General features: G+C 44.1%; 17 protein-coding genes and 3 riboswitches. Of the genes, 9 read left to right on the forward strand and 8 right to left on the reverse strand.

Going from position 1 to position 19,139, the window contains the following annotated elements; genetic code table 11:
• The coding region (locus REC12_RS22120) for a DUF190 domain-containing protein (RefSeq protein ID WP_308898010.1) at positions 1 to 389 on the forward strand (389 nt) is incomplete at its 5' end.
• A 67-nt stretch (positions 390 to 456) separates the two neighbouring features.
• Here the strand turns inward: REC12_RS22120 and REC12_RS22125 are convergent.
• The 3 genes from REC12_RS22125 to REC12_RS22135 are packed head-to-tail and all read right to left on the reverse strand — an operon-like array spanning position 457 to position 3,880.
• Positions 457 to 1,707, reverse strand: a complete 1,251-nt coding sequence (locus REC12_RS22125; protein WP_308898012.1) for a hypothetical protein — start codon at positions 1,705 to 1,707, stop codon at positions 457 to 459.
• A 48-nt stretch (positions 1,708 to 1,755) separates the two neighbouring features.
• Positions 1,756 to 2,925 (reverse strand): DUF58 domain-containing protein, encoded by a 1,170-nt coding sequence (locus tag REC12_RS22130; RefSeq protein ID WP_308898014.1) that lies wholly within the window; start codon positions 2,923 to 2,925, stop codon positions 1,756 to 1,758.
• 10 nt (positions 2,926 to 2,935) lie between these two features.
• Entirely contained in the window at positions 2,936 to 3,880 is a 945-nt protein-coding gene (locus REC12_RS22135) for an AAA family ATPase (protein WP_308898016.1), read from the reverse strand.
• Between the two features lie 410 nt (positions 3,881 to 4,290).
• Positions 4,291 to 4,348: riboswitch (Fluoride riboswitch) on the forward strand.
• A gap of 56 nt (positions 4,349 to 4,404) precedes the next feature.
• Between REC12_RS22135 and REC12_RS22140 the strand changes: the two genes are divergently transcribed.
• The 3 genes from REC12_RS22140 to REC12_RS22150 are packed head-to-tail and all read left to right on the forward strand — an operon-like array spanning position 4,405 to position 7,631.
• Positions 4,405 to 5,940, forward strand: coding sequence for a MutS-related protein (locus REC12_RS22140; RefSeq protein ID WP_308898018.1), 1,536 nt, complete (start codon positions 4,405 to 4,407; stop codon positions 5,938 to 5,940).
• The gene (locus REC12_RS22145; RefSeq protein WP_308898020.1) at positions 5,937 to 7,454 is read left to right on the forward strand and encodes a MutS-related protein; all 1,518 of its coding nucleotides are present in this window, start codon (positions 5,937 to 5,939) and stop codon (positions 7,452 to 7,454) included. Before REC12_RS22140 ends, REC12_RS22145 begins: the two co-directional genes overlap by 4 nt.
• Before the next feature lie 33 nt (positions 7,455 to 7,487).
• Positions 7,488 to 7,631 (forward strand): hypothetical protein, encoded by a 144-nt coding sequence (locus REC12_RS22150; protein ID WP_308898022.1) that lies wholly within the window; start codon positions 7,488 to 7,490, stop codon positions 7,629 to 7,631.
• Positions 7,632 to 7,700: 69 nt separating this feature from the next.
• Here the strand turns inward: REC12_RS22150 and REC12_RS22155 are convergent, their stop codons facing one another.
• Positions 7,701 to 8,918, reverse strand: coding sequence for an MFS transporter (locus REC12_RS22155; RefSeq protein WP_308898024.1), 1,218 nt, complete (start codon positions 8,916 to 8,918; stop codon positions 7,701 to 7,703).
• A gap of 405 nt (positions 8,919 to 9,323) precedes the next feature.
• A riboswitch (Fluoride riboswitch) is annotated at positions 9,324 to 9,381 on the forward strand.
• A gap of 136 nt (positions 9,382 to 9,517) precedes the next feature.
• On the opposite strand from REC12_RS22155, the gene REC12_RS22160 reads away from it, so the two are divergent.
• Positions 9,518 to 10,186: an iron-sulfur cluster assembly scaffold protein gene (locus REC12_RS22160; protein WP_308898041.1), complete on the forward strand. Its 669-nt coding sequence runs from the start codon at positions 9,518 to 9,520 to the stop codon at positions 10,184 to 10,186.
• 14 nt (positions 10,187 to 10,200) lie between these two features.
• A complete protein-coding gene (locus REC12_RS22165; protein ID WP_308898026.1) occupies positions 10,201 to 11,199 on the forward strand; it encodes a GGGtGRT protein in 999 nt (332 codons plus the stop codon).
• Positions 11,200 to 11,217: 18 nt separating this feature from the next.
• Here the strand turns inward: REC12_RS22165 and REC12_RS22170 are convergent, their stop codons facing one another.
• Positions 11,218 to 11,748 (reverse strand): Chromate resistance protein ChrB, encoded by a 531-nt coding sequence (locus REC12_RS22170; protein WP_308898028.1) that lies wholly within the window; start codon positions 11,746 to 11,748, stop codon positions 11,218 to 11,220.
• A 160-nt stretch (positions 11,749 to 11,908) separates the two neighbouring features.
• Positions 11,909 to 11,968, forward strand: a riboswitch (Fluoride riboswitch).
• A 129-nt stretch (positions 11,969 to 12,097) separates the two neighbouring features.
• Here REC12_RS22170 and REC12_RS22175 point away from each other — a divergent pair.
• The 3 genes from REC12_RS22175 to REC12_RS22185 all read left to right on the forward strand — a co-directional run bounded on the left by REC12_RS22175 (position 12,098) and on the right by REC12_RS22185 (position 15,703).
• Positions 12,098 to 13,273, forward strand: coding sequence for a class I SAM-dependent methyltransferase (locus REC12_RS22175; RefSeq protein WP_308898029.1), 1,176 nt, complete (start codon positions 12,098 to 12,100; stop codon positions 13,271 to 13,273).
• 30 nt (positions 13,274 to 13,303) lie between these two features.
• Positions 13,304 to 13,759: an acyl-CoA thioesterase gene (locus tag REC12_RS22180; protein ID WP_308898031.1), complete on the forward strand. Its 456-nt coding sequence runs from the start codon at positions 13,304 to 13,306 to the stop codon at positions 13,757 to 13,759.
• 186 nt (positions 13,760 to 13,945) lie between these two features.
• A complete protein-coding gene (locus REC12_RS22185; RefSeq protein ID WP_308898032.1) occupies positions 13,946 to 15,703 on the forward strand; it encodes a class I adenylate-forming enzyme family protein in 1,758 nt (585 codons plus the stop codon).
• Between the two features lie 362 nt (positions 15,704 to 16,065).
• Here the strand turns inward: REC12_RS22185 and eno are convergent, their stop codons facing one another.
• The 3 genes from eno to REC12_RS22200 all read right to left on the reverse strand — a co-directional run bounded on the left by eno (position 16,066) and on the right by REC12_RS22200 (position 18,944).
• A complete protein-coding gene (eno, locus tag REC12_RS22190) occupies positions 16,066 to 17,373 on the reverse strand; it encodes a phosphopyruvate hydratase (RefSeq protein ID WP_308898034.1) in 1,308 nt (435 codons plus the stop codon).
• Positions 17,374 to 17,452: 79 nt separating this feature from the next.
• Complete coding sequence (locus tag REC12_RS22195) at positions 17,453 to 17,833, reverse strand: DUF190 domain-containing protein (RefSeq protein ID WP_308898036.1); 381 nt, start codon at positions 17,831 to 17,833, stop codon at positions 17,453 to 17,455.
• 130 nt (positions 17,834 to 17,963) lie between these two features.
• Positions 17,964 to 18,944 carry a CorA family divalent cation transporter gene (locus tag REC12_RS22200; protein WP_308898038.1) on the reverse strand — a complete coding sequence of 327 codons (981 nt, stop codon included), beginning with the start codon at positions 18,942 to 18,944 and terminating at the stop codon, positions 17,964 to 17,966.
• Between the last annotated feature and the right edge of the window lie 195 nt (positions 18,945 to 19,139).

The raw sequence follows: 19,139 nt of genomic DNA on the forward strand, positions 1-19,139 counted from the left end.
GTCCACAAGCCGCCAAACTAGTACTCATCTATATAAATGAAAACGAGCGCAGTGGAGGTAAACCGCTGTATGTCGCTTTGACCCATCTTTTAAGAGAGAGAGGCATTGCGAGGGTGACTGTGCGGCGTGGACGGATAGGTATTGGCCAAGGGGCTCGCCTCCGCGGTTACCATTTCTGGCCCTTCCCTGGGGATCGTCCTGTTGTTTTAGAATGTCTGGACCGGGCTGAGCGCATTGAAGCAGTATTGCCGGAGATCGGACACCTGCTTACCCGGGGAAAATACAGGTTTTTTGAGGAAATACTCCGCTTTCTGGGATTGAATGTTAAACGGCGTTGTCCGCTGACTCGCGGCAAATGTGTGATAACGGACGGTCAAATGTGGCGCTAACTCTTATGGCTGCCAAGCCGTTGGCTTCTACTGTTGAGTAGGGGCCATTTTTGATTTAATTAAAGAGCTATTTTTTTCTTTCAGATAAACTGTTGAATAAGGTGCGAAAGGCACCGACTGTCTCTTCTGCACATGGTTTGCCGTCATATCTTACTTGGAGGTAGATCGTGCGCATAGCTTCAAGCACATCTTGAGGAAAGCAGGTTTTTCCCTTTTCCTGGATTTCCCAAGTAGTGTCGGAGTGCAAAATATTTATCTCTCGTTTAAGAGATAGGTACAGGAATTGTCGGTAATAATGCCTCACAGCCTCCGCTCCGGTTTTAGAGGTGAAAATTTTGGGCATTCGAGGAAAACGGAAGGTTTTTTCACTTAAAGATAAAGTGGACTCCCGGCTCTCGGTATATTCTTCTGACGTTTGGCCGGAATCTTTAAGGCGCCGCAGTAATTTGAACAAACTATAAACTAACAGCAAAATAATTAGGATGTTGACCGGGATATGCAAGAGATGCTGCAATTTTAATAATATATTGGGATAGTTTTCGGCCGAATTTGAAAACGCGGGGGGCAAAGATGCACCGAGGTTTTCCGGAAGCGTCCGCGGACCCTTCCAGCCGAGGGCATGTAAAGCGCGCACCAACCAGCCTAGCAGATAAGCAAATGGCAGTATTAACCAAGAAAGCAGATAAACTATTGCCCGCACTAAAGCATCATAAGCTCCACTTAAAATATAATAGAGATATCCGCGCACTGTTGCACTGCCCAGAATAAAAGATAAAATCAGGATGAGGAAAGAGTAGCTAAGGTTAATTTTCTTTAGCTCCCTTTCGTCGTCGTTATATAAGAGATGACGCAAGGTCCTCAGGAGATAAACGGCTGTGACGAGAAAAATTAATATATAGGATGTGTAATTATCGTTGATTGTTTTGGCGTTGCCCATCATCAATAACAAAAGGATCAGGGAAACTACGATGATTAAACCTTTGGTAAATATTTCCGTCATGAACCAGTAATCCGTCTTTATCCTGATACCGGAAATTCCTACATAGAGGGCGGCGCCGGAATTGATCACTACATAGGGGATATAGGATAAAGGAATAAAAGGCAGAGGAGCAGCCGCAAGCAAGAAGAGCAAAGGATAGGCTTTCCTTTGTAGTTGGCTTTTAAGGCCATAGGCAGAAAGGCAGAGGAGGATTTCCGCCCAAAACAGCAGCCAATGCCAGGCAGGCAATCCGCCAATTAGTCCGAAGATGAAATTGACGATTATAAAGACCAGCGCAAGGTTGTTCAGGGCCTTTAAGAAAAATAGGCCTGTTTTCATGATGTTCCGCTCCTCCTTGATCAGCGCTAAAATCCTGAGCATGTGCTCCTAGACATCTCCGCGGGCAATTGATTGGCTGTTGTCGATGTTGCTTTCAGCGTTAGTGCTTTCCGATGCCGGTGCTTTAAACTTAAGGATAGCGGGCAAGTGTTCAAAGTTCGTCTCGTCCAAGGATATTAAAATAATTTTTGTCGTTTGGGCACTCAGTTCATTCATAGCCCAAATATAGGGCTCTAAAACTGTAGGGGTAATGAGAATATAGGTTGTACAGATTCCGCCAAGCCTTGCGAAGTTGCGGAGTAAATCTTCAAAGTTGAGGTTGAGGCTGTTGATAATGCGGCCCAGGCTCTCAACAATCTCGGAGTAGTGATAAGCTCCTATGCCCTGGTGAATAGTATTTAACTTGTTCGAAGCGCCGCTGACATAAGCATCTGTGCAAAACCCGTAAGGAATGCCGGCTTGCTCCAGTTCATCAAGGACTCCCCGGGCGAGTGAAATGCACTGTTCAACCTTCTCTTGATTGATATTGAACCAACTTGGCCTGGAACATTCAATATTCAAAAGAATCATCACTGAGTTTTCGGCCGTATAATCAAATTGCTTAACCATCAAGCGACCTGCCTTTAATGACGAAGGCCAGTGAATCGTCCTTTCCGACTCAAAGCCTGTGTACTCCCGAACACCGGTCAGCAAAATCGGATCGTCAATAATCCATCTCCGCACAGAGATATTGCCATAATAATCGCCGTAAGGCTGGAGGCCGGAAATGGGCAAAGATTTGGGCAAAACAAGAACTTTCTGCTCAAATTCAACCTCTTTGTGGGAATAATTTAACCCTAAGAGATCTCCGCCGGCGAGAGTAACTTCTTTAAAAGTGTACTGACCGCGCTGCCTGGCGAAAACGGTATAGACACGGCTTACCCGCTCGTAGGGTTTAAGCAGCAGAGTTGTTTTGTGAAATACGTATTGCACCGTTGCCAACAAGTCCGCTTTGAACTTGTAATTTAACATAGCAGGGAACTTTTCTGTGACTTGCAAGAAAGTGACGGGCAAAAGCTTATTATTTTCCAGTATTGTCGTTATTTGAAACTCCTCGTCAATTTCCACGACGGACCGGCTGATTTCCCTTCTGTAAATGACATTTTGTAAACCGTATTTTTGGGAGACGACATTTAACCCCCATCCTAGGAGAATAAGGAAAAGCAGCGCGTAAACCATAGTTCACCTCTTAAAAATTTTCCACCGGAGTTTTTACTGTGCCGAGCAACAGGTCAACCGCTTCATAAATCATTTTGCTCCTGGGTCCGCCTTTCATAATTAGTCTGTGATTTAAAACATAGCGGGCCATCTCTTTAATATCCTCCGGGATCAGGTAATCACGGCCATGGATTGCTGCCCGGGCTTGAGCAGCTTTGAAGAGGGCAATACTCCCCCGGGGGCTGACGCCGAGCTGGATTTTTTCGTTCTTCCTTGTGGCCTCAACGATATCCATAAGGTAATTGACAACATCATCGGAGGCCCGCACCGATCGGTAGTTTCTTAGTACGTAGGCCAGATCCGTTTCCTCAAGGATACAAGGAAGATCGTCCAGGAGGGCCGCGCTTTCCTGGCGGCGCAGAATGCTTATTTCTTCGTTCCGTTCCGGGTAGCCCATGCTTATTCTCATGAAGAAACGGTCCAATTGAGCCTCCGGCAGAGGGAAGGTGCCAAAGGATTCGATAGGGTTCTGAGTTGCTAAAACCATAAAGGGCTCGCTTAATTTCCTGGTCACACCGTCCACGCTGATTTGACTTTCTTCCATAGCTTCCAGCAAGCTGGCTTGAGTTCTCGGCGTTGCCCTGTTGATTTCATCAGCCAAAATCAGATTGCTGAAAAGCGGACCCTGCCGGAACTCAAAATCCCGGCTTTTTTGATTGTAGTAATTAATTCCGGTCAAATCGGAAGGCAGAAGATCAGGAGTGAATTGAATTCGTTTATACTCCCTGCCGATACTTTTCGCGAAAGCCTTAACCAGCATCGTCTTACCGACTCCGGGTATATCCTCCAGGAGAATGTGGCCTCCGCAAATAAAGGCAATCGTGACGAGCTCAATAATATCGTCTTTCCCGACAATGATTTTTTTAACATTTGAAACTATTTTGTCTTTAAAACTTAAAAATACGTCTAAGTCCATAGCAGAATCTCCTTGCTTAGCAAAATAAATTTTCAGGTTGTTTACCGGGTTAGGTGCCGGATCTGTTAAAGACACCTATTTTGGCCTACATGAAATTATACACCAGTTCCGGGTAGAAAACGAAAGGCTCCTACCACGCCCGTCATAGGCAGGGTAGGAGCCATCAGTCTCATCCGGTATCGCCTAACACCTTTAAGACAACAGCGAGCCCCATCGCATTTAATTCTTAGATCTCCAAATTCAGTTTACTCATAATTTAGTCAAAAATCAATGGCCGAATTTAATTCATTAAAGCCAGCTAATGGAATGACTAAAATTGGACAACAACCACAGTTATTAACTATAGGATTTTAGCCGGAACTGATGACTTGTAATTGGCTGCGTCAAAAGGTAAAATGATACTCAGATAAGTAAATAAAGGTGATGGGGCTCACCGTATGCTGGAAAGCTGATGGCTCCTACCGGACAGGAAAATGTTCGGTAGGAGCCTTGTTTTTTTGCTAATCGACAGGAGGTGTCTTAAGATGACGTTCCAGAGTATTCTTTTTGCAAGACCTGAAGACAGGATAACTAAAGAGTCTCTTGAAGCGCCCGGCTATTTTGAAGATTTGAATCTTGACCAGGTTATTGAAGCTATTACAGTAGGTAAGCAAGACTATCATTTAAAACCGTACTTTTACACTTGCTTACATGATGCGGACGCGATTAAGTATCGTCAGGAAATTATGCTGGACCTGGAAAATACAACCTTGTTTAAGGCTATAAAGTCTTTTGCCCAGAAAATGACGACAATGCGGGAGCATTTGGCTCAAGCCCAAAAACTCTATTACAAATACCAGCAAGAAAGTTGGTTTCTGGACGCGGTAGAAATTTATTGCCAGGCTGTTAGCGGCTTGGTTGAGGATTTAAATCTCCATGATTTAAAATCCCGTGGCTTTTTGGCTTACCGTGACTATTTGGAAAACTATGTCCAATCCGCCGGTTTTAAATTGTTTCTTAAGGGCATGGAAAAGCTTAAAGGAGATTTGGCTTCGGTACACTACTGTTTGCTCCTCAAGGGAAACAGTATCAAAGTAGGCAAATACAACTCAGAAATTGATTATAGTGCCGATGTGGAAAGGACATTCGAAAAGTTTAAACAGGGAGCGGTAAAAGATTATAAGGTTAATTTCTCCTCCTGGGTAGATATGAATCATGTAGAGGGAAAGATACTGGAGCTGGTTGCTCAGTTATATCCGGATATATTTCTTTGTCTTGATCGTTATTGTTCGGAACACCGTGATTTTTTGGATGAAACGATAGGAGTTTTTGACAGAGAAGTCCAGTTTTATATTTCCTATCTGGAGTATATCGCAACCTTCAAAGGAAAAGGGTTGAAATTTTGTTATCCTCAGGTTTTTGACAACTGCAAGGAAATTTATGATTACGAAGGATTCGACCTCGCTCTGGCTAATAAATTTCTAAGCCAAAACGATGCGGCTATTGTCTGTAATGACTTTTACTTGAAGGATAAGGAACGTATCTTTGTAGTATCTGGTCCGAATCAGGGCGGGAAAACGACGTTTGCCCGTACTTTCGGGCAATTGCATTATCTGGCCTGCCTGGGGTGTCCGGTTCCGGGAAGGGAGGCCCGGCTGTTTCTCTTTGACAGCCTCTTTACACATTTTGAGAAGGAAGAAAACATCAAAAACCTGAGGGGCAAACTGCAGGACGATTTGGTCAGAATTTACGCTATTTTGAACCAGGCAACGGCTAATAGCATCATAATCATGAATGAAATTTTTACTTCCACAACTCTCCAGGATGCCATCTTTTTGGGCGAAAGGGTCATGGAAAAAATAATCCAATTGGATTCCCTGTGTGTATGTGTAACCTTCATTGATGAATTGGCTTTTTTGGGCGAAAAAACTGTCAGCCTGGTCAGCACAGTAGTTCCCGGAAATCCGGCCTTACGAACCTATAAAATTGTGAGAAGGCCTGCTGATGGACTTTCCTACTCGCTGCCTATTGTTCAGAAATACCGGCTTACTTATGAATGGATAAAGGAGCGGATAAAATGAAGGCTTTTCTGATGCACAGAGACCAAGACTTTGATCTGGAAGGGAAATTACCTTCGAATGAACAAGTGTTGACCCAAGACCTGGAACTAAATACTTTGTTCAGTGCTATGGCCCAGAAGGACGAGTTTTTATTTAAAGTGGTCAGGAAGGCTGTTTTATCCAGCCTGGACGACCTTGACGCCATACTATACAGGCAGGATATTCTGAAAGATTGCCTGAAAAACCCTTCTCTTGTCAGGGAAATTTATGCTATCGCAGTGGAAGCTATTGAACAGGAGAAGAAAAATTATCTTGGCTTATTCAGCAGGTATCCCGTGGCAATACTGCATAGGTCTATCGAAGTGCTGCAAATGTTTGTGGAAATGCTTAAAAAGCTGAGGAATTATGCGGATGAACAGGCCAATAAATTTGATTCGGAAGGCTTTGCGGCCTTTTTCAACATGCTCCAAAAAGAGCTGGATGATGACTATTTTGCCAGTATCCAAGAACATTTGAAGACTCTGAAATTGCGTGAGGGAGTTTTGATCAGCGTCGAATTAGGGAAAGGAAACAAAGGTACCAATTATACACTTCGCAAACCGGAAGGTAAAAAACAGAATTGGATAAGTCAAGTGATGGATCGGTTTTTGGCCTCGAAGTCAACGGCTTATACTTTCACGATCAGCGAGCGTGACGAAAGCGGGGCCAAGGCCCTTTCAGAGTTAAAAGACAGGGGGATTAATCTTGTTGCCAATGCCCTTGCCCAGTCGGTAGATCATATTCTCAGTTTTTTTAACATGTTGAGGATTGAACTGGGTTTTTACGTAGGCTGCCTGAATTTGCAGGAAAGGCTTAACCAGAAAGGAGAACCGATGTCTTTCCCTCTGCCTTCAACCCATTACCAACGCAAACATTCCTTTAGCGGATTGTACGATGTGTGTTTGACCTTAAACTTAGAACAAAGAGTCGTGGGCAACGATGTTAATGCGGATGAGAAGGACCTTGTAATCATCACGGGCGCCAACCAGGGCGGTAAATCGACGTTTTTGCGCAGCATAGGCTTGGCCCAATTAATGCTGCAATGCGGTCTGTTTGTGCCTGCCGAGTCTTTTGCCGCCAATCTTTGCGCCCGCCTTTTTACGCATTACAAACGGGAAGAGGACTCTGCTATGAAAAGCGGCAAACTTGATGAAGAGTTGGGCAGAATGAGTGACATCATTGACGACATAAGGCCGAATTCCCTGTTGCTGTTTAACGAATCCTTTGCCGCGACTAACGAAAGAGAAGGCTCGGAGATTTCCCGGCAAATAACCCAGGCTTTATTGGAAAAAGGCATTAAAGTTTTTTTTGTTACACATATGTACGATTTCGCCCATGGTTTTTATGACCAGGGAAGGGACAATGCTCTTTTCTTGCGGGCAGAAAGGCAAAGGGACGGAGAGCGAACCTTTAAATTAAGCGAAGGTGAGCCGTTGCAGACCAGCTATGGGGAGGATCTGTACAACAAGACATTCGGAACAAAAGGAGAGGGTTAAAGCGTCAGACTCTAACCCCAAGGGGGAGAAACCTTGAAAACTATGCTCGCCTTGCTTGCTATTATTGTGTTTTTGATTGCCGACTATCTGAGCTATCGCTTGAAACGTGAAGGGCAAAATGCCGAGAAAAAGACCAAACTGACAGAGAGGCCGGTAGATTGGACTAAAAAAGAGTAGGTTAGTCTTAGCCGATAGTACAAATTTCTTTACCTGGAGTCCGAGATTATAGGTGATTTAAATTGCAAGTTAAAGATTAAGAGATTTGACGATGTTCTTTTTGAAGACAATAAACGCTAGGCATGCGAAAAGCTCTGCGATAACTATATAACCGGTAAGAGCCGGAATAGAGTATTGATATAAGAATCCCATGGCAACACCGCTGATCAGAAGTGCCAACCCATAGATGGTATTGAAGATTCCATAAGCTTTTCCCCGATTGGTGACGGTTGTTATATCCGCTATGGCAGCACGCATGATTGTTTCTTGCGTGCTTATAGCAGCTCCCCAGAGCAGAACAGCAATGATTACAAAGAGAGGGTTTTTAGAAAAGCCTAAAAAACCGATAGGTAACGTTAATACTGGTACCGCTATTAAGGCCGCAAAACCAATTTTATCATAGGTTTTGCCGATGATAATAGCTGTAATGGCGGCAATTGCCATTGCTACTGCGTACAAGGTCGGAATTTGAGCTTCCGGGATGACCTTTTGGACTTGTAAATGATAAGAGATTATCTGATAGTTAGCAAACCCTACAACACTGACAAAGGTAAAGACAGCGTAAACCCAAAATACTCTTGGCAGAGATTCTGGGGAGTTGGTCAATGATTTGGTTTCCGGTAAGTTCTCCTCCAGCATTTTAGGCTCAGGAACCTTATGCCGGACGTAGAGGGCGATGACTACAGTTAATAATGCCGGCACCCACATTACCGTAAATCCCGACTTAAACCCACCTGTTAAAGCGAGAGATGTTGTAAAAATTAATGGCCCAATGAATGCCCCCATCTGGTCAAGAGCTTCGTGAAGTCCAAAGCCAAATCCTGTTCCCAGTTGTTTTGTGGCGTGCGAGAGCATAGTATCTTTGCCAGGGCTGCGTATTGCCTTACCTGAACGCTCGATAATGATCAGCAATGCCGCTATTGGCCATTTACCGGCAATCGCCAGCAGAGGAACCGCGATCAGCAGACCGTAACCGAGGATGGTTATAAGCCAATACTTTTGGGTACGATCAATAAAATAACCGGATACCAGTCTTAAAGCATACCCCAGGAATCCCCCGATACCGGTTATAATTCCTACAGTGCCGGCGCTTGCGCCCAAATATCCCAGATATGGGCCATAAACGCTTTGTGCACCTTCGTAGGTTATATCCCCAAAAGCGCTTATTATCCCGAAGAGAAGAATAAACTGGATGGCGAGTTTCTTTTTGTTAATTGGTGCAAAGGATTTAATAGTTTGGTTTCTCATAGTATCACTTCCATTCATGTGATTTTAAATTGAAATGATTTTCAGAAGAGATGTATCCTTCCTAAAAAAGCAGAGTGCTGAAAGCAATCCTATTGCACTTTAAATTACACAACGATAGAATTATTTCTATGTAACTACCGTTTCATTAAAAACAAAATATCATACACTATGCTTGATTTCAACAGTTATTTAAAATTTGCACATTATAAAAAGGACATAAAAATACCATAAGACATTGCTGAGTCTCATGGTACTGTCCTAACGCGTTGGGAATGCTTTGGAATTGGCTCTTTTAAAAGGCTGCTAAGAAGCTTTCTATATTTAGGGTCACAAAGTTTTAATGACTGGTTTGGAAGATTTAACCTTGAATTTAGCCGCTCTAAAAGGTAAAATAACAACAATGAGAAAATATTGGGTGATGGGGCTCACCGAATGCATGAAAGCTGATGGCTCCTACCGGGCTGGAATGTCCGGTAGGAGCCTGTTCTTTTAGGAAGCGCTGATGAGTATTGTTTTTTACAGTTAAGCGGGGGTAATCAATGATTGCCGCCATTACAGATGTGGCGGCTTTATTTAAGGTTAAGAGAGGAGAAAATATTATGCATGAAAAGGTTGCCAGTTGCGCTATACATGGTCCTGCACCGATTCCTCAAGAAGGAGGTTGGACTAAAGCACTGGAAATTACCGACTTAAGTGGTCTTACCCATGGCGTAGGCGCTTGTGCGCCTCAACAGGGTGCCTGCAAATTAACTTTAAATGTTAAAAAGGGGATTATCCAAGAGGCCTTGGTTGAAACTATTGGCTGCTCCGGCATGACTCAGAGTGCAGCCATGGCCGGGGAAATTCTGCCCGGCAAGACCTTGCTTGAAGCCTTAAACACAGATCTGGTTTGCGACGCAATTAATGTCGCAATGCGGGAACTCTTTTTGCAGCTTGCCTATGGAAGAAGTCAAACCGCTTTCTCCCTGGGGGGAATTCCAGTCGGAGAAGGAGCCGAAGAACTCGGTAAGTTTATGCGTTCTCAAGTAGGTACAATTTACAGCTCCCAACAATACGGTCCTCGCTATCTGGAATTGGCCGAAGGATATGTTATGGAACTTGGTTTAGATGATGAGGAAGAAATAATCGGCTATAAATATGTTAACCTGGGCAAAATGATGGCCTTGATCCGGGAGGGAAAATCTCCGCAGGCGGCATACGAAGAGGCCTCAGGAACTTATGGACGATTTACGGAAGCGGCAAAGACAATTGATCCGAGAAAAGAATAGGGGAGGAAAAGGTTATGTTTACTGGATATGAGCATCGCAGAGCAGGAATTGCTGCTGCTTTGGCCCGTTTGGAGATGAATAGCTTAACTGAAGTTAAGACTTATACACAGGATCAAGGTATTGAGGTTGAAGAAATAGTGCGCAGTATTCAACCGATTTCTTTTGACAACGCGGTATGGGCCTTCACTCTTGGAGCAGCTTTAGCTCTTAAGTCCGGAGTGAAGGAAGCTACCCGCACGGCTTTAGCTGTTGGTGAAGGCCTGCAGGCCTTTACTATACCGGGCTCCATTGCGGCCCAGAGAGAAGTGGGCTTGGGCCATGGTCATTTGGCCAAAATGCTTTTAGACGAACAGACTAAGGTCTTTGCCTTTGTGGCAGGGCACGAGTCCTTTGCGGCGGCAGAGGGAGCGATGGGAGTATCTAAATATGCCGACCTGGCCAGACGGGAACCGTTAAAGGTTGTTCTGATCGGGTTGGGCAAGGATGCGGCTAAGATCATCGCCCGGGTTATTGGGTTTACATATGTGCAAACCGACTATGACTTTGCCGGAAACGAGCTGGTTATTTTAGGTGAAAAACAATATGCTCATGATTTACGCCAAAATGTTCGGGTGTATGGAGCTAATTCCGTGGATGAAGGCGTAGCTATTATGAAGTTCTGTAAAGTGAATATCTCTATCACAGGGAATTCCACCAATCCCACGCGTTTTCAGCATCCTGTGGTAGGCACTTATAAAAAATGGGCGCTGGAAAACGGTCAGCCGTTTTTTTCGGTAGCCTCAGGCGGCGGTACAGGCCGAACCCTTCACCCGGACAACCTGGCAGCCGGGCCGGCTTCTTATGGTTTCACCGATACTCTTGGACGGATGCATTCAGATGCCCAGTTTGCGGGGTCGAGCTCAGTGCCGGCTCATGTAGATATGATGGGTTTTATAGGGATGGGAAACAACCCAATCGTTGGTGCCTGTGTGGCTCTGGCAGTGAGAACTGCCCAAGCTAATGAAAGACGCTGAGCAGACTGTTGGCTATAACTATAGTTCTTCTGCGTTAAAAACCCGTTGAGCAAACTCCTCCAGCATCTGTTCGCATACAAGTAATTGTTTTTCGGCTTCGGCGAGTAACGGAGCCCCGAAAAAGTCCAGTTTTCGTATCTTTTCCAGCCACCCTTTTTGCTTTTTCAGGTCTTCGTCATTTTCCTGGAGCTCAGCGTAAGTGAAATGCTTATTTTCCGTTTCCTTCTTTATTTCTGACTTATAGTCAGTGCATTTGTCCAGGAATTCCTGGTATTGATCATTTCTTTCTTCATTAAAACGTGAAATAATGTTTTCCTCTTCCTTTTTATCAAGTCCCACTGTTTCCAGCAGAAGGGTTTCTCCTCCGATGTTTACAATTTCATTTTGAATAATTTTGAATTGCCTTTGGTGTTCATCGTTTTTAGGCAGCATACAAACCCCATTTTGAATGTAAATTGCCCCACAGCCTTTAATCTTGCGCCAGATTGAAACTCTCTTGCTGGAAGGCTCCGGCGGGACTTTATAAGATAACAATAGCCATTCGTTCATAACCTAAACCTTATCCTTTCTGTAACAATCGTTGCTTATAAACTAAAAGTATCATAGACTCTAATATATTTCAACGTCATGACTTTGTCTCGTTTACCATTTTCGGTTTTGGCGCTTAATGATTAAACATTCCAAAGTTAGAAGACAGCAGCAACCTTATAGTAATTTAGGTGATGGGGCTCACCTTATAACGGCAAATGCTAATGGCTCCTACTGTAAAGTAGGGGTCTTTTTGTGTTTTGAGGAAAAAGAGAAAGGTGTGAACAAGATTGTCCTCCGAGAAACAACTCTTTATAAGAAAATGGAGATTATTTGGAGTCCAAATATAACTGAAGGAAAGGTGAACTTTATGAATGTAGACAAAGTGTTTTATAAGAACCTTTTTAAAAATCTGTTTGCAGATCCTTGCTTGGTAGAATTCTGGGATGGAGAGGTAGAGCAGTTTGGCGAAGGTGTGGCGAAATTTCTGATTATTTTGCGGGAGCCTATTCCCAAATCAGAGATCCTTAGGGATTCTTCCTTAGCCTTTGGTGAAGCCTACATGCGTGGCAGAATTGAAATCGAGGGAACTATTCGCGATGTCGTCGAATCTCTCTATAACAATAAAGACAGCTTCTTGTACCAAAGTCCAAGCTATCTAAAACTGACAAGATTTATTTCTAATGGGGTAAAAAAAAGCCGGGAAAATGTTCAGTATCATTATGATATCGGCAACGACTTTTATCAGTTGTGGCTTGATGAAACAATGACTTATTCTTGCGCTTATTTTAAGTCGCCGGAAGAGTCTTTAGCCCAGGCGCAAAGGAACAAAATAGAGCATATTCTGCGCAAGCTTAATCTGCAGAAAGGGCAGAGGTTATTGGATATCGGCTGTGGTTGGGGGGAATTGATTCTGGCCGCCGCTCTAAAGTACCAAACCAGGGCTTTAGGAATTACTCTCAGCCAGGAGCAGTTTGAAAAAACTCGAGCCAGGATCGATCATGAAAATTTAAACGATTTGGTAGATGTTCAGTTGCTGGATTATCGTGAGCTTAAAGGCCAAGCTTTTGACCGGATAGTCAGCGTTGGGATGATCGAACATGTTGGCAAGGAACATCTGGAAGAGTATTTCCGGGCAGTTCAGGGGCTGCTTGTTGAGGGGGGGATTTCTCTGCTTCATTCGATCACAGGTCGGGATGGAGGGGGAACGGATTCTTGGATTGACAAGTATATTTTCCCCGGAGGCTATATCCCCAGGGTCTCAGAATTGATGAAACATATGGAAGACTATGGACTCTATTTACTTGATGCTGAAAGCCTAAGAAATCACTATACGCGTACTTTAGAACATTGGGCCCGGAATTTCGAGGAGGCCTTGCCCCTGATCCGGAAAAATAAAGATGAAACCTTTGTCCGAATGTGGCGGCTCTATCTTAATTCTTGTGCCGCTTCATTCCATTCCGGCAATATAGATCTGCATCAGTTGTTATTTACTAAAGGCCCAAATAACTGCTTGCCCTGGACCCGTAATTATATCTATTCCTAAGCACAATTTAAAGAAAAGAGGCAATTTGTAATGAAGAATGACGAAACTTATAAACTAATATCTAGAATGAATTTTGAAATTCGCTGGGGAGACTGCGATGCGGCAGGTATAACGTATTACGCCAAATATCTTGATTGGTTTACTGATGGCCGAATTGATTTCCTCAAACAAGTTGGGCTACCGTACCATGAGTTTTTTCATAAGGCAGGGATTGTTACAGTAGCGCTGGAAGCAAATTGCCGTTACAAGAAATTGTTGCGGTTGGAACAACCTGTTATTTTGGAAACGACGCTTTTTGAGCTTAGTAGAACAAGAATGAAGTTTAAATATCGTATATTAACAATAGACGAGGTAGAGGCGGCTGAAGGATATACAACCCATGCCTTTGTAGATTTTATCCAGGGTAAGCCGTTGGATATAAGAAAAAGGCATCCGCATCTTTGGAAGAAGCTGAATGGGGTCATGGCAGGCTCAATTAACCTTTAGAAAAAAAGGATAAAGAAGACTTGATTCAGGTGGAGCTTTAACTCCGTCTGAATCTTAGCCGCCCTTATCCAGGGACTTAGCCGCTCTTAACTCACCGCTTGCGGAAGCGGGAGTCTTAGAGCGGATTAGCCAGCGGATAAACAAGAATTATTAAATATAGTAGAAACAATTATAGGGGGTTGAAAAATGGTTAATAAGGAGAGCTGGAAAGAACGGCAAGCGTTTTTTAGGGCGACCTGCTCGTCTTGGCAAAGGCGTACGCTTGCGGATCATTTTGATAGTATGGTTCTTAAATATCAGGAGCGTCCTTTCATCATCACACGCGATAAGAAGTATACTTATCGAGAAACTTTGTATATGGTTGATTTAACGGCGCGAGGGTTGATGGCTCTTGGGATTAAAGCTAGGGAACACGTGGCCTTGCTTATGGGTAATTATGTAGAGTTTATTTTTTTAACATTAGCTTTAGCGAAAATAGGAGCTGTTGTTGTTCCTTTTAACTTTATGCTTAAAGAAAAAGAAGTAAAACAGCTGCTTCAAGATTCTGATGCAGTAGCCTTGATCTTTAATGATCGTTTAGGACGTATTGATTACATTAAAATAGTCGAGAATATTTGTCCGGAACTAAAAAATTCCGGCACTTGCCCTTCTGGTTTTGCGGAGCTACCGAATCTGAGGCAAATAGTTTGTTATTCGCCGGACCATGATACTTATCAAGGGATGCATAGCTTTTTGGGGCTCTATGACCAGGGGGAAAGGATTAGGCAAGAGGATTTGGTTAAGAGACAAGCGGATAGTGCTTATCCGGATGATATTTCCCATATCCTGTATACCTCAGGCACTACCGGCATTCCGAAAGGGTCTTTGCTCAGTCATGACATGCTATTGCGCAATGCCTATATTAGCGGAATCGGACGGTCAGTGGGAGATGGACAGCGTACGTACTGTCCTCTGCCACTGTATCATATCTTTGCTTTGGTGCAAGGAATGTTGACGGCTACTTTTGCCGGTGGAGCGATAATTCTTGATGAACAATTCAGTCCTGGGGAGGCGCTCCAATTAATGGACAAAAACCAGGCTCAGGAAATCCTTTGTGTTCCTTCGATTTTGCTTGCCCTTCTTAACCATCCAGAGCGAAAAGCCTATCGCTTAGAAGCAATGCGTACGCTTTTTTGTGCGGCTACTCCTGCTCCGGTTCCAATCTGGGAAAGGGCCAAAGCGGAATTTGGGTTTCAAGAAATGCAAACCGGATATGGTATGACTGAGGTGAGTGCAGCCACCACAATGACATCACCAGAGGATTCTCTGGAAGTGCTGGCAACAAGGATAGGGCGTCTATTGCCGGCAAATTGCAGCGGATTACCGGAATTTGGTGGCTACAATGTTCAGTATAAAGTCGTGGACCCGGTTAGCGGTGAAGACCTGCCTTTAGGCTCGGAAGGAGAGTTAGTCTGTCGGGGTAATATTGTTAGTAAGGGTTACTATAAACGTCCGATGGAAAACCAAGCCTTAATTGACAAGGATGGTTGGCTGCGTACAGGCGATTTTGGTATAATTCAGGATGGCTTATTCCAGCTTAGTGGACGGAGCAAGGAAATATACCGAGTATCAGGAGAAAATGTGATGCCGATAGAGGTTGAAGGAGTGCTAACCAGTTTTCCTAAAATAAATCAGGCTTATGTGGTTGGGATTCCCGATCCTATTTTAGGCGAGGCAGGAGTTGCTTTTATCGAACTGAAGCCGGGAGAGCAGGCGACCAGACGCGAAGTGTTGGAATATCTAAAGCCTCGCCTAGCCAAGTTTAAACTCCCTAAATATGTGTTTTTCATGAAACAAGAAAAACTTCCGTTTACCGGATCTGGTAAGATCCAAAAGTTTCTCCTTCAAGAGAAGGCTATCAGTTTGAAGCAGGCAGTGGAGAAAGTGGGCAACCGCATAGATTGATCAAGGGATTAGCTTCTTGATTGTGATTATGGTTAATTTGCCTCGCTTTTGATGAGGTTTTATTTTTAGGATAAGGTTGACAATTGTGGCTATTTAGTGTAAAAGAGCAAAAAGGGGCGTCGCTTTACTTTGAGACGCTCCCTTATTTTTTAAAAAGCTCGGTCTTCCAAGCCTTTTCATTGGGTGTGTGGGCTTGGTCTTCGTCTTCGTGACCGGGACCAAATACAATACAAGGAATGCCGTAGCGCCCCATGATTGCCATACCGTTGGTGGTGACTTTGCTTTCCAGTCGCCTGTGACCGAGGTGAATTTCCCCTTTTGTTGGTTCTGTTAGCGTGACAAATTCGGACCGGAGCTTACCTTCATTGACAAGGGATCTTGAGTCCGTCGCTCAAGTTGTAAAAGGCGTTGAATCCCGGGAATAATCCTCCATAGCCCAATTCCTTTTCGATTCGCAAGAGCCGGTTGTATTTTGCCACTCTTTCCGTTCGCGCCGGAGCCCCGCTTTTCATCTGGCCGGCGTTGACGGCTACCGCAAAATCAGCAATGGTAGTATCCTCAGTTTCTCCTGAACGGTGCGAGATAACGGTAGTGAAACCAGCCTTTTGCGCCATCTCAACCGTGTCCAGTGTTTCCGTCAAGGTGCCGATTTGGTTGAGTTTAATCAGAATAGAGTTTGCGCTTTTTTCCTTGATCCCTCTGGCGAGCCGTTCTCTGTTTGTAACAAAAATATCGTCGCCCATAATCTGGATCTTCTGGCCCAAACGCTTGTGCAGTTCCCGGAAACCTTCCCAATCGTCTTCTGCCAGACCGTCTTCGATAGAAACGATCGGATATTTTTTTGTCCAGCTTTCATAAAGATCGGCCATTCCGCCGGCATCTAAGGTCCTATTTTCACCGCTTAAAACATACTTGCCGTCTTGATAAAAGGAACTGGCCGCAGGATCAATGGCGATGAAGAGATCCTCTCCCGGGCGATATTTTGCGGCTTCAATCCCTGCAATAATGATTTGAATTGCTTCTTCATTAGAGGATAAGTTGGGGGCAAACCCACCTTCATCTCCGACGGAGACGTTTAATCCTTTTTCACTTAGAAGCTTTTTTAAAGCTGCATATACTTCCGCACTCATCCTCAGTGCTTCGGCAAAACTCTTCGCCCCCAGGGGCATAAGCAAAAATTCCTGAAAATCGAGATTGTTCGCCGCGTGCTTGCCTCCGTTTAGGATATTCAGCATCGGTACAGGCAAGGTTTTAGCATTGGTACCGCCAATATATCTGTAAAGCGGTATTCCCAGAAAAGCTGCAGCAGCTTTGGCTGCGGCTAAAGAGACACCTAAAATAGCATTGGCGCCCAGTTTGGATTTGTTATTTGTTCCGTCAAGTTCAATCAGGATTTGGTCAAGCCTTCTTTGCTCCAGAGCATCGCAGCCCTTAATCTGAGGAGCGATTATGTCGGTGACGTTGCTAATCGCCTTTAGAACTCCTTTGCCATTAAAACGCTGCTTATCGTGATCACGCAATTCGACAGCTTCATAGATTCCAGTTGATGCTCCTGAAGGAATTTGGGCAATCCCCATCACTCCGTCGGCAAGAGTGATTTCAACCTCAATCGTTGGATTACCGCGAGAATCTAAAATTTCTCTGGCCTGAACTTCTTCAATGGTTGACATTTGTATCACTTCCTTTTTGCTTAGCTTGCCCTAAATGGAATGATCATATTTAAAGTCATTTTGCAGGATCAATCCATTATTATTGTTCGATGTGATACTCGCCATCTCTGGCATATTGTCCAACTCCAAGCGGGGGTATCTGATCGAAGTTATGAACCATTACATCTGTGGTTAAGATCCGGCCCCTTGGGACCATCATTCGGATTTCAGGCAGCACCGCTTCGATCTTATCACTGAAATCAACGCATTCGACAATCATAGGCAAGTCCGCCGCTAATTCTAAAAGCCGGGCTGTATGCACAGCTTTCAGCTGCCCGAAGCCTTCTATACCGCGGGTTATAGTCACTCCATCCAAACCTGCATCCTTGAGTTTAAAGAAAATTGCTTGGTAGAGAGGCTTCCCTTCCCATTGCACATGTTCTCCGACGTAAATTTTTAGTAGTGTAGCTTGTGTAGCCAAGAACACACCCCCTTCAGACATTTGATGCTTACGCTTAGTTATTGCCATGTTCGTTAACAGCTAAACCATTAACGAGTTTTAAGCCGAATTGCCTAAAGACTAACTGTCCGTGGTGCAGGAGGCTCCAAGTTCAGCGCTTGATATTCCAAACACGAAAATAACCTCTCCGGTAAAAAAAGAAAATAGCTAGGAAGATAACAAGGGCGGAAGCGGTAAAGAATGTGATTAAGCCATAAGGGTTGTGAATTAGAGGCATATTGTAAAAGTTCATGCCAAAAAAGCTGGTAAACAGATTAATCGGCAATAAGACAGTCGCCATAATCGAAAGAATTTTCATGATATCGTTGGTGTGGTTTTGTACTGCAGTTTGGTAAGCATCACGTAGATTTTCAACCATATCATGGGCGTTTTGCATGGTATCTATGACACGTTCCGCTGTTTCCTTCATTTCTTGAGCTAAACCATGGTTATCAGTGTTTTCTATATCCCGCAAACGAGCCAAAACCGGGCGATGTAAATTTACCGACTTTTTGACCGTGAGTACATGTTGATGAAAAGAGACGATTTGATTTTGGTGAGCAATCTGGGGGCCCTGCAAAATATCCTTTTCCAGAAACATGAGCTTGTTTTCCAAGTGGTCCAGCCAATCCTGGTGGTGGTCGAGAACAATAATTGCCAAAAGATTGGCAAGGTTGAGGGGACTGTCCAGGATTCCCCGTTTGGCCCAGCGCGTAATTTGTGCTCGGATGTTTTCGGGCCAACTGACAAAAATAAAGATTGCCGGAGACATAAAAAAGGCAATTTCTTTCCCTTTGCCCTGGTTGTCAACGTCCCTATATAAGATATAGTGAATGTTCGGCCCCAGGTGAAAAACACGGGGAATGATGTTTAAAAGATAGCTTTCGCTTTGGTTTATGCTCGGATTTTTCTGGTAGTTTATGATTTCTGAGAAGCGCTCTATTGGGAGTTGCTCGTTTCTTGTGGCTAGAAGTTTGGGAAGCTGTTCCCATTCGTTCAACTCTAAAAAAACAAGAGAGAAGCCGGCAGCCGTATCCGACGGGGCTGCGGAAGTTTTGTTTATTTGATAAGGGCTTATCCAATAACTATCCATTCAACGAAATCTCCTCAAATCAAAGGAAGTCTGAGCTTTAGCTTAATATTGACCGGGGGAATAAAGAAGACTTGATTCAGGTGGAGTTTTAAGTCCATCTGAATCTTAGTCGCACTTATCCGGGGACTTAGCCGCTCTTAACTCACCCCTTGCCGAAGCGGGAGTCTTAGAGCGGATTAGTCAGCGGATAAAGAA

The sequence above is a fragment of the Candidatus Desulfosporosinus nitrosoreducens genome (assembly GCF_030954495.1).
GTDB lineage: Bacteria > Bacillota > Desulfitobacteriia > Desulfitobacteriales > Desulfitobacteriaceae > Desulfosporosinus > Desulfosporosinus nitrosoreducens.

Coding starts and splice junctions, on each gene's coding strand:
- eno (WP_308898034.1), bottom strand. CDS start 17,373: ATGTCAACCATTGAAGAAGTTCAGGCCAGAGAAATTTTAGATTCTCGC.
- REC12_RS22185 (WP_308898032.1), top strand. CDS start 13,946: ATGGTTAATAAGGAGAGCTGGAAAGAACGGCAAGCGTTTTTTAGGGCG.
- REC12_RS22145 (WP_308898020.1), top strand. CDS start 5,937: ATGAAGGCTTTTCTGATGCACAGAGACCAAGACTTTGATCTGGAAGGG.
- REC12_RS22155 (WP_308898024.1), bottom strand. CDS start 8,918: ATGAGAAACCAAACTATTAAATCCTTTGCACCAATTAACAAAAAGAAA.
- REC12_RS22165 (WP_308898026.1), top strand. CDS start 10,201: ATGTTTACTGGATATGAGCATCGCAGAGCAGGAATTGCTGCTGCTTTG.
- REC12_RS22125 (WP_308898012.1), bottom strand. CDS start 1,707: ATGAAAACAGGCCTATTTTTCTTAAAGGCCCTGAACAACCTTGCGCTG.
- REC12_RS22175 (WP_308898029.1), top strand. CDS start 12,098: ATGAATGTAGACAAAGTGTTTTATAAGAACCTTTTTAAAAATCTGTTT.
- REC12_RS22140 (WP_308898018.1), top strand. CDS start 4,405: ATGACGTTCCAGAGTATTCTTTTTGCAAGACCTGAAGACAGGATAACT.
- REC12_RS22200 (WP_308898038.1), bottom strand. CDS start 18,944: ATGGATAGTTATTGGATAAGCCCTTATCAAATAAACAAAACTTCCGCA.
- REC12_RS22130 (WP_308898014.1), bottom strand. CDS start 2,925: ATGGTTTACGCGCTGCTTTTCCTTATTCTCCTAGGATGGGGGTTAAAT.
- REC12_RS22170 (WP_308898028.1), bottom strand. CDS start 11,748: ATGAACGAATGGCTATTGTTATCTTATAAAGTCCCGCCGGAGCCTTCC.
- REC12_RS22180 (WP_308898031.1), top strand. CDS start 13,304: ATGAAGAATGACGAAACTTATAAACTAATATCTAGAATGAATTTTGAA.
- REC12_RS22135 (WP_308898016.1), bottom strand. CDS start 3,880: ATGGACTTAGACGTATTTTTAAGTTTTAAAGACAAAATAGTTTCAAAT.
- REC12_RS22160 (WP_308898041.1), top strand. CDS start 9,518: ATGCATGAAAAGGTTGCCAGTTGCGCTATACATGGTCCTGCACCGATT.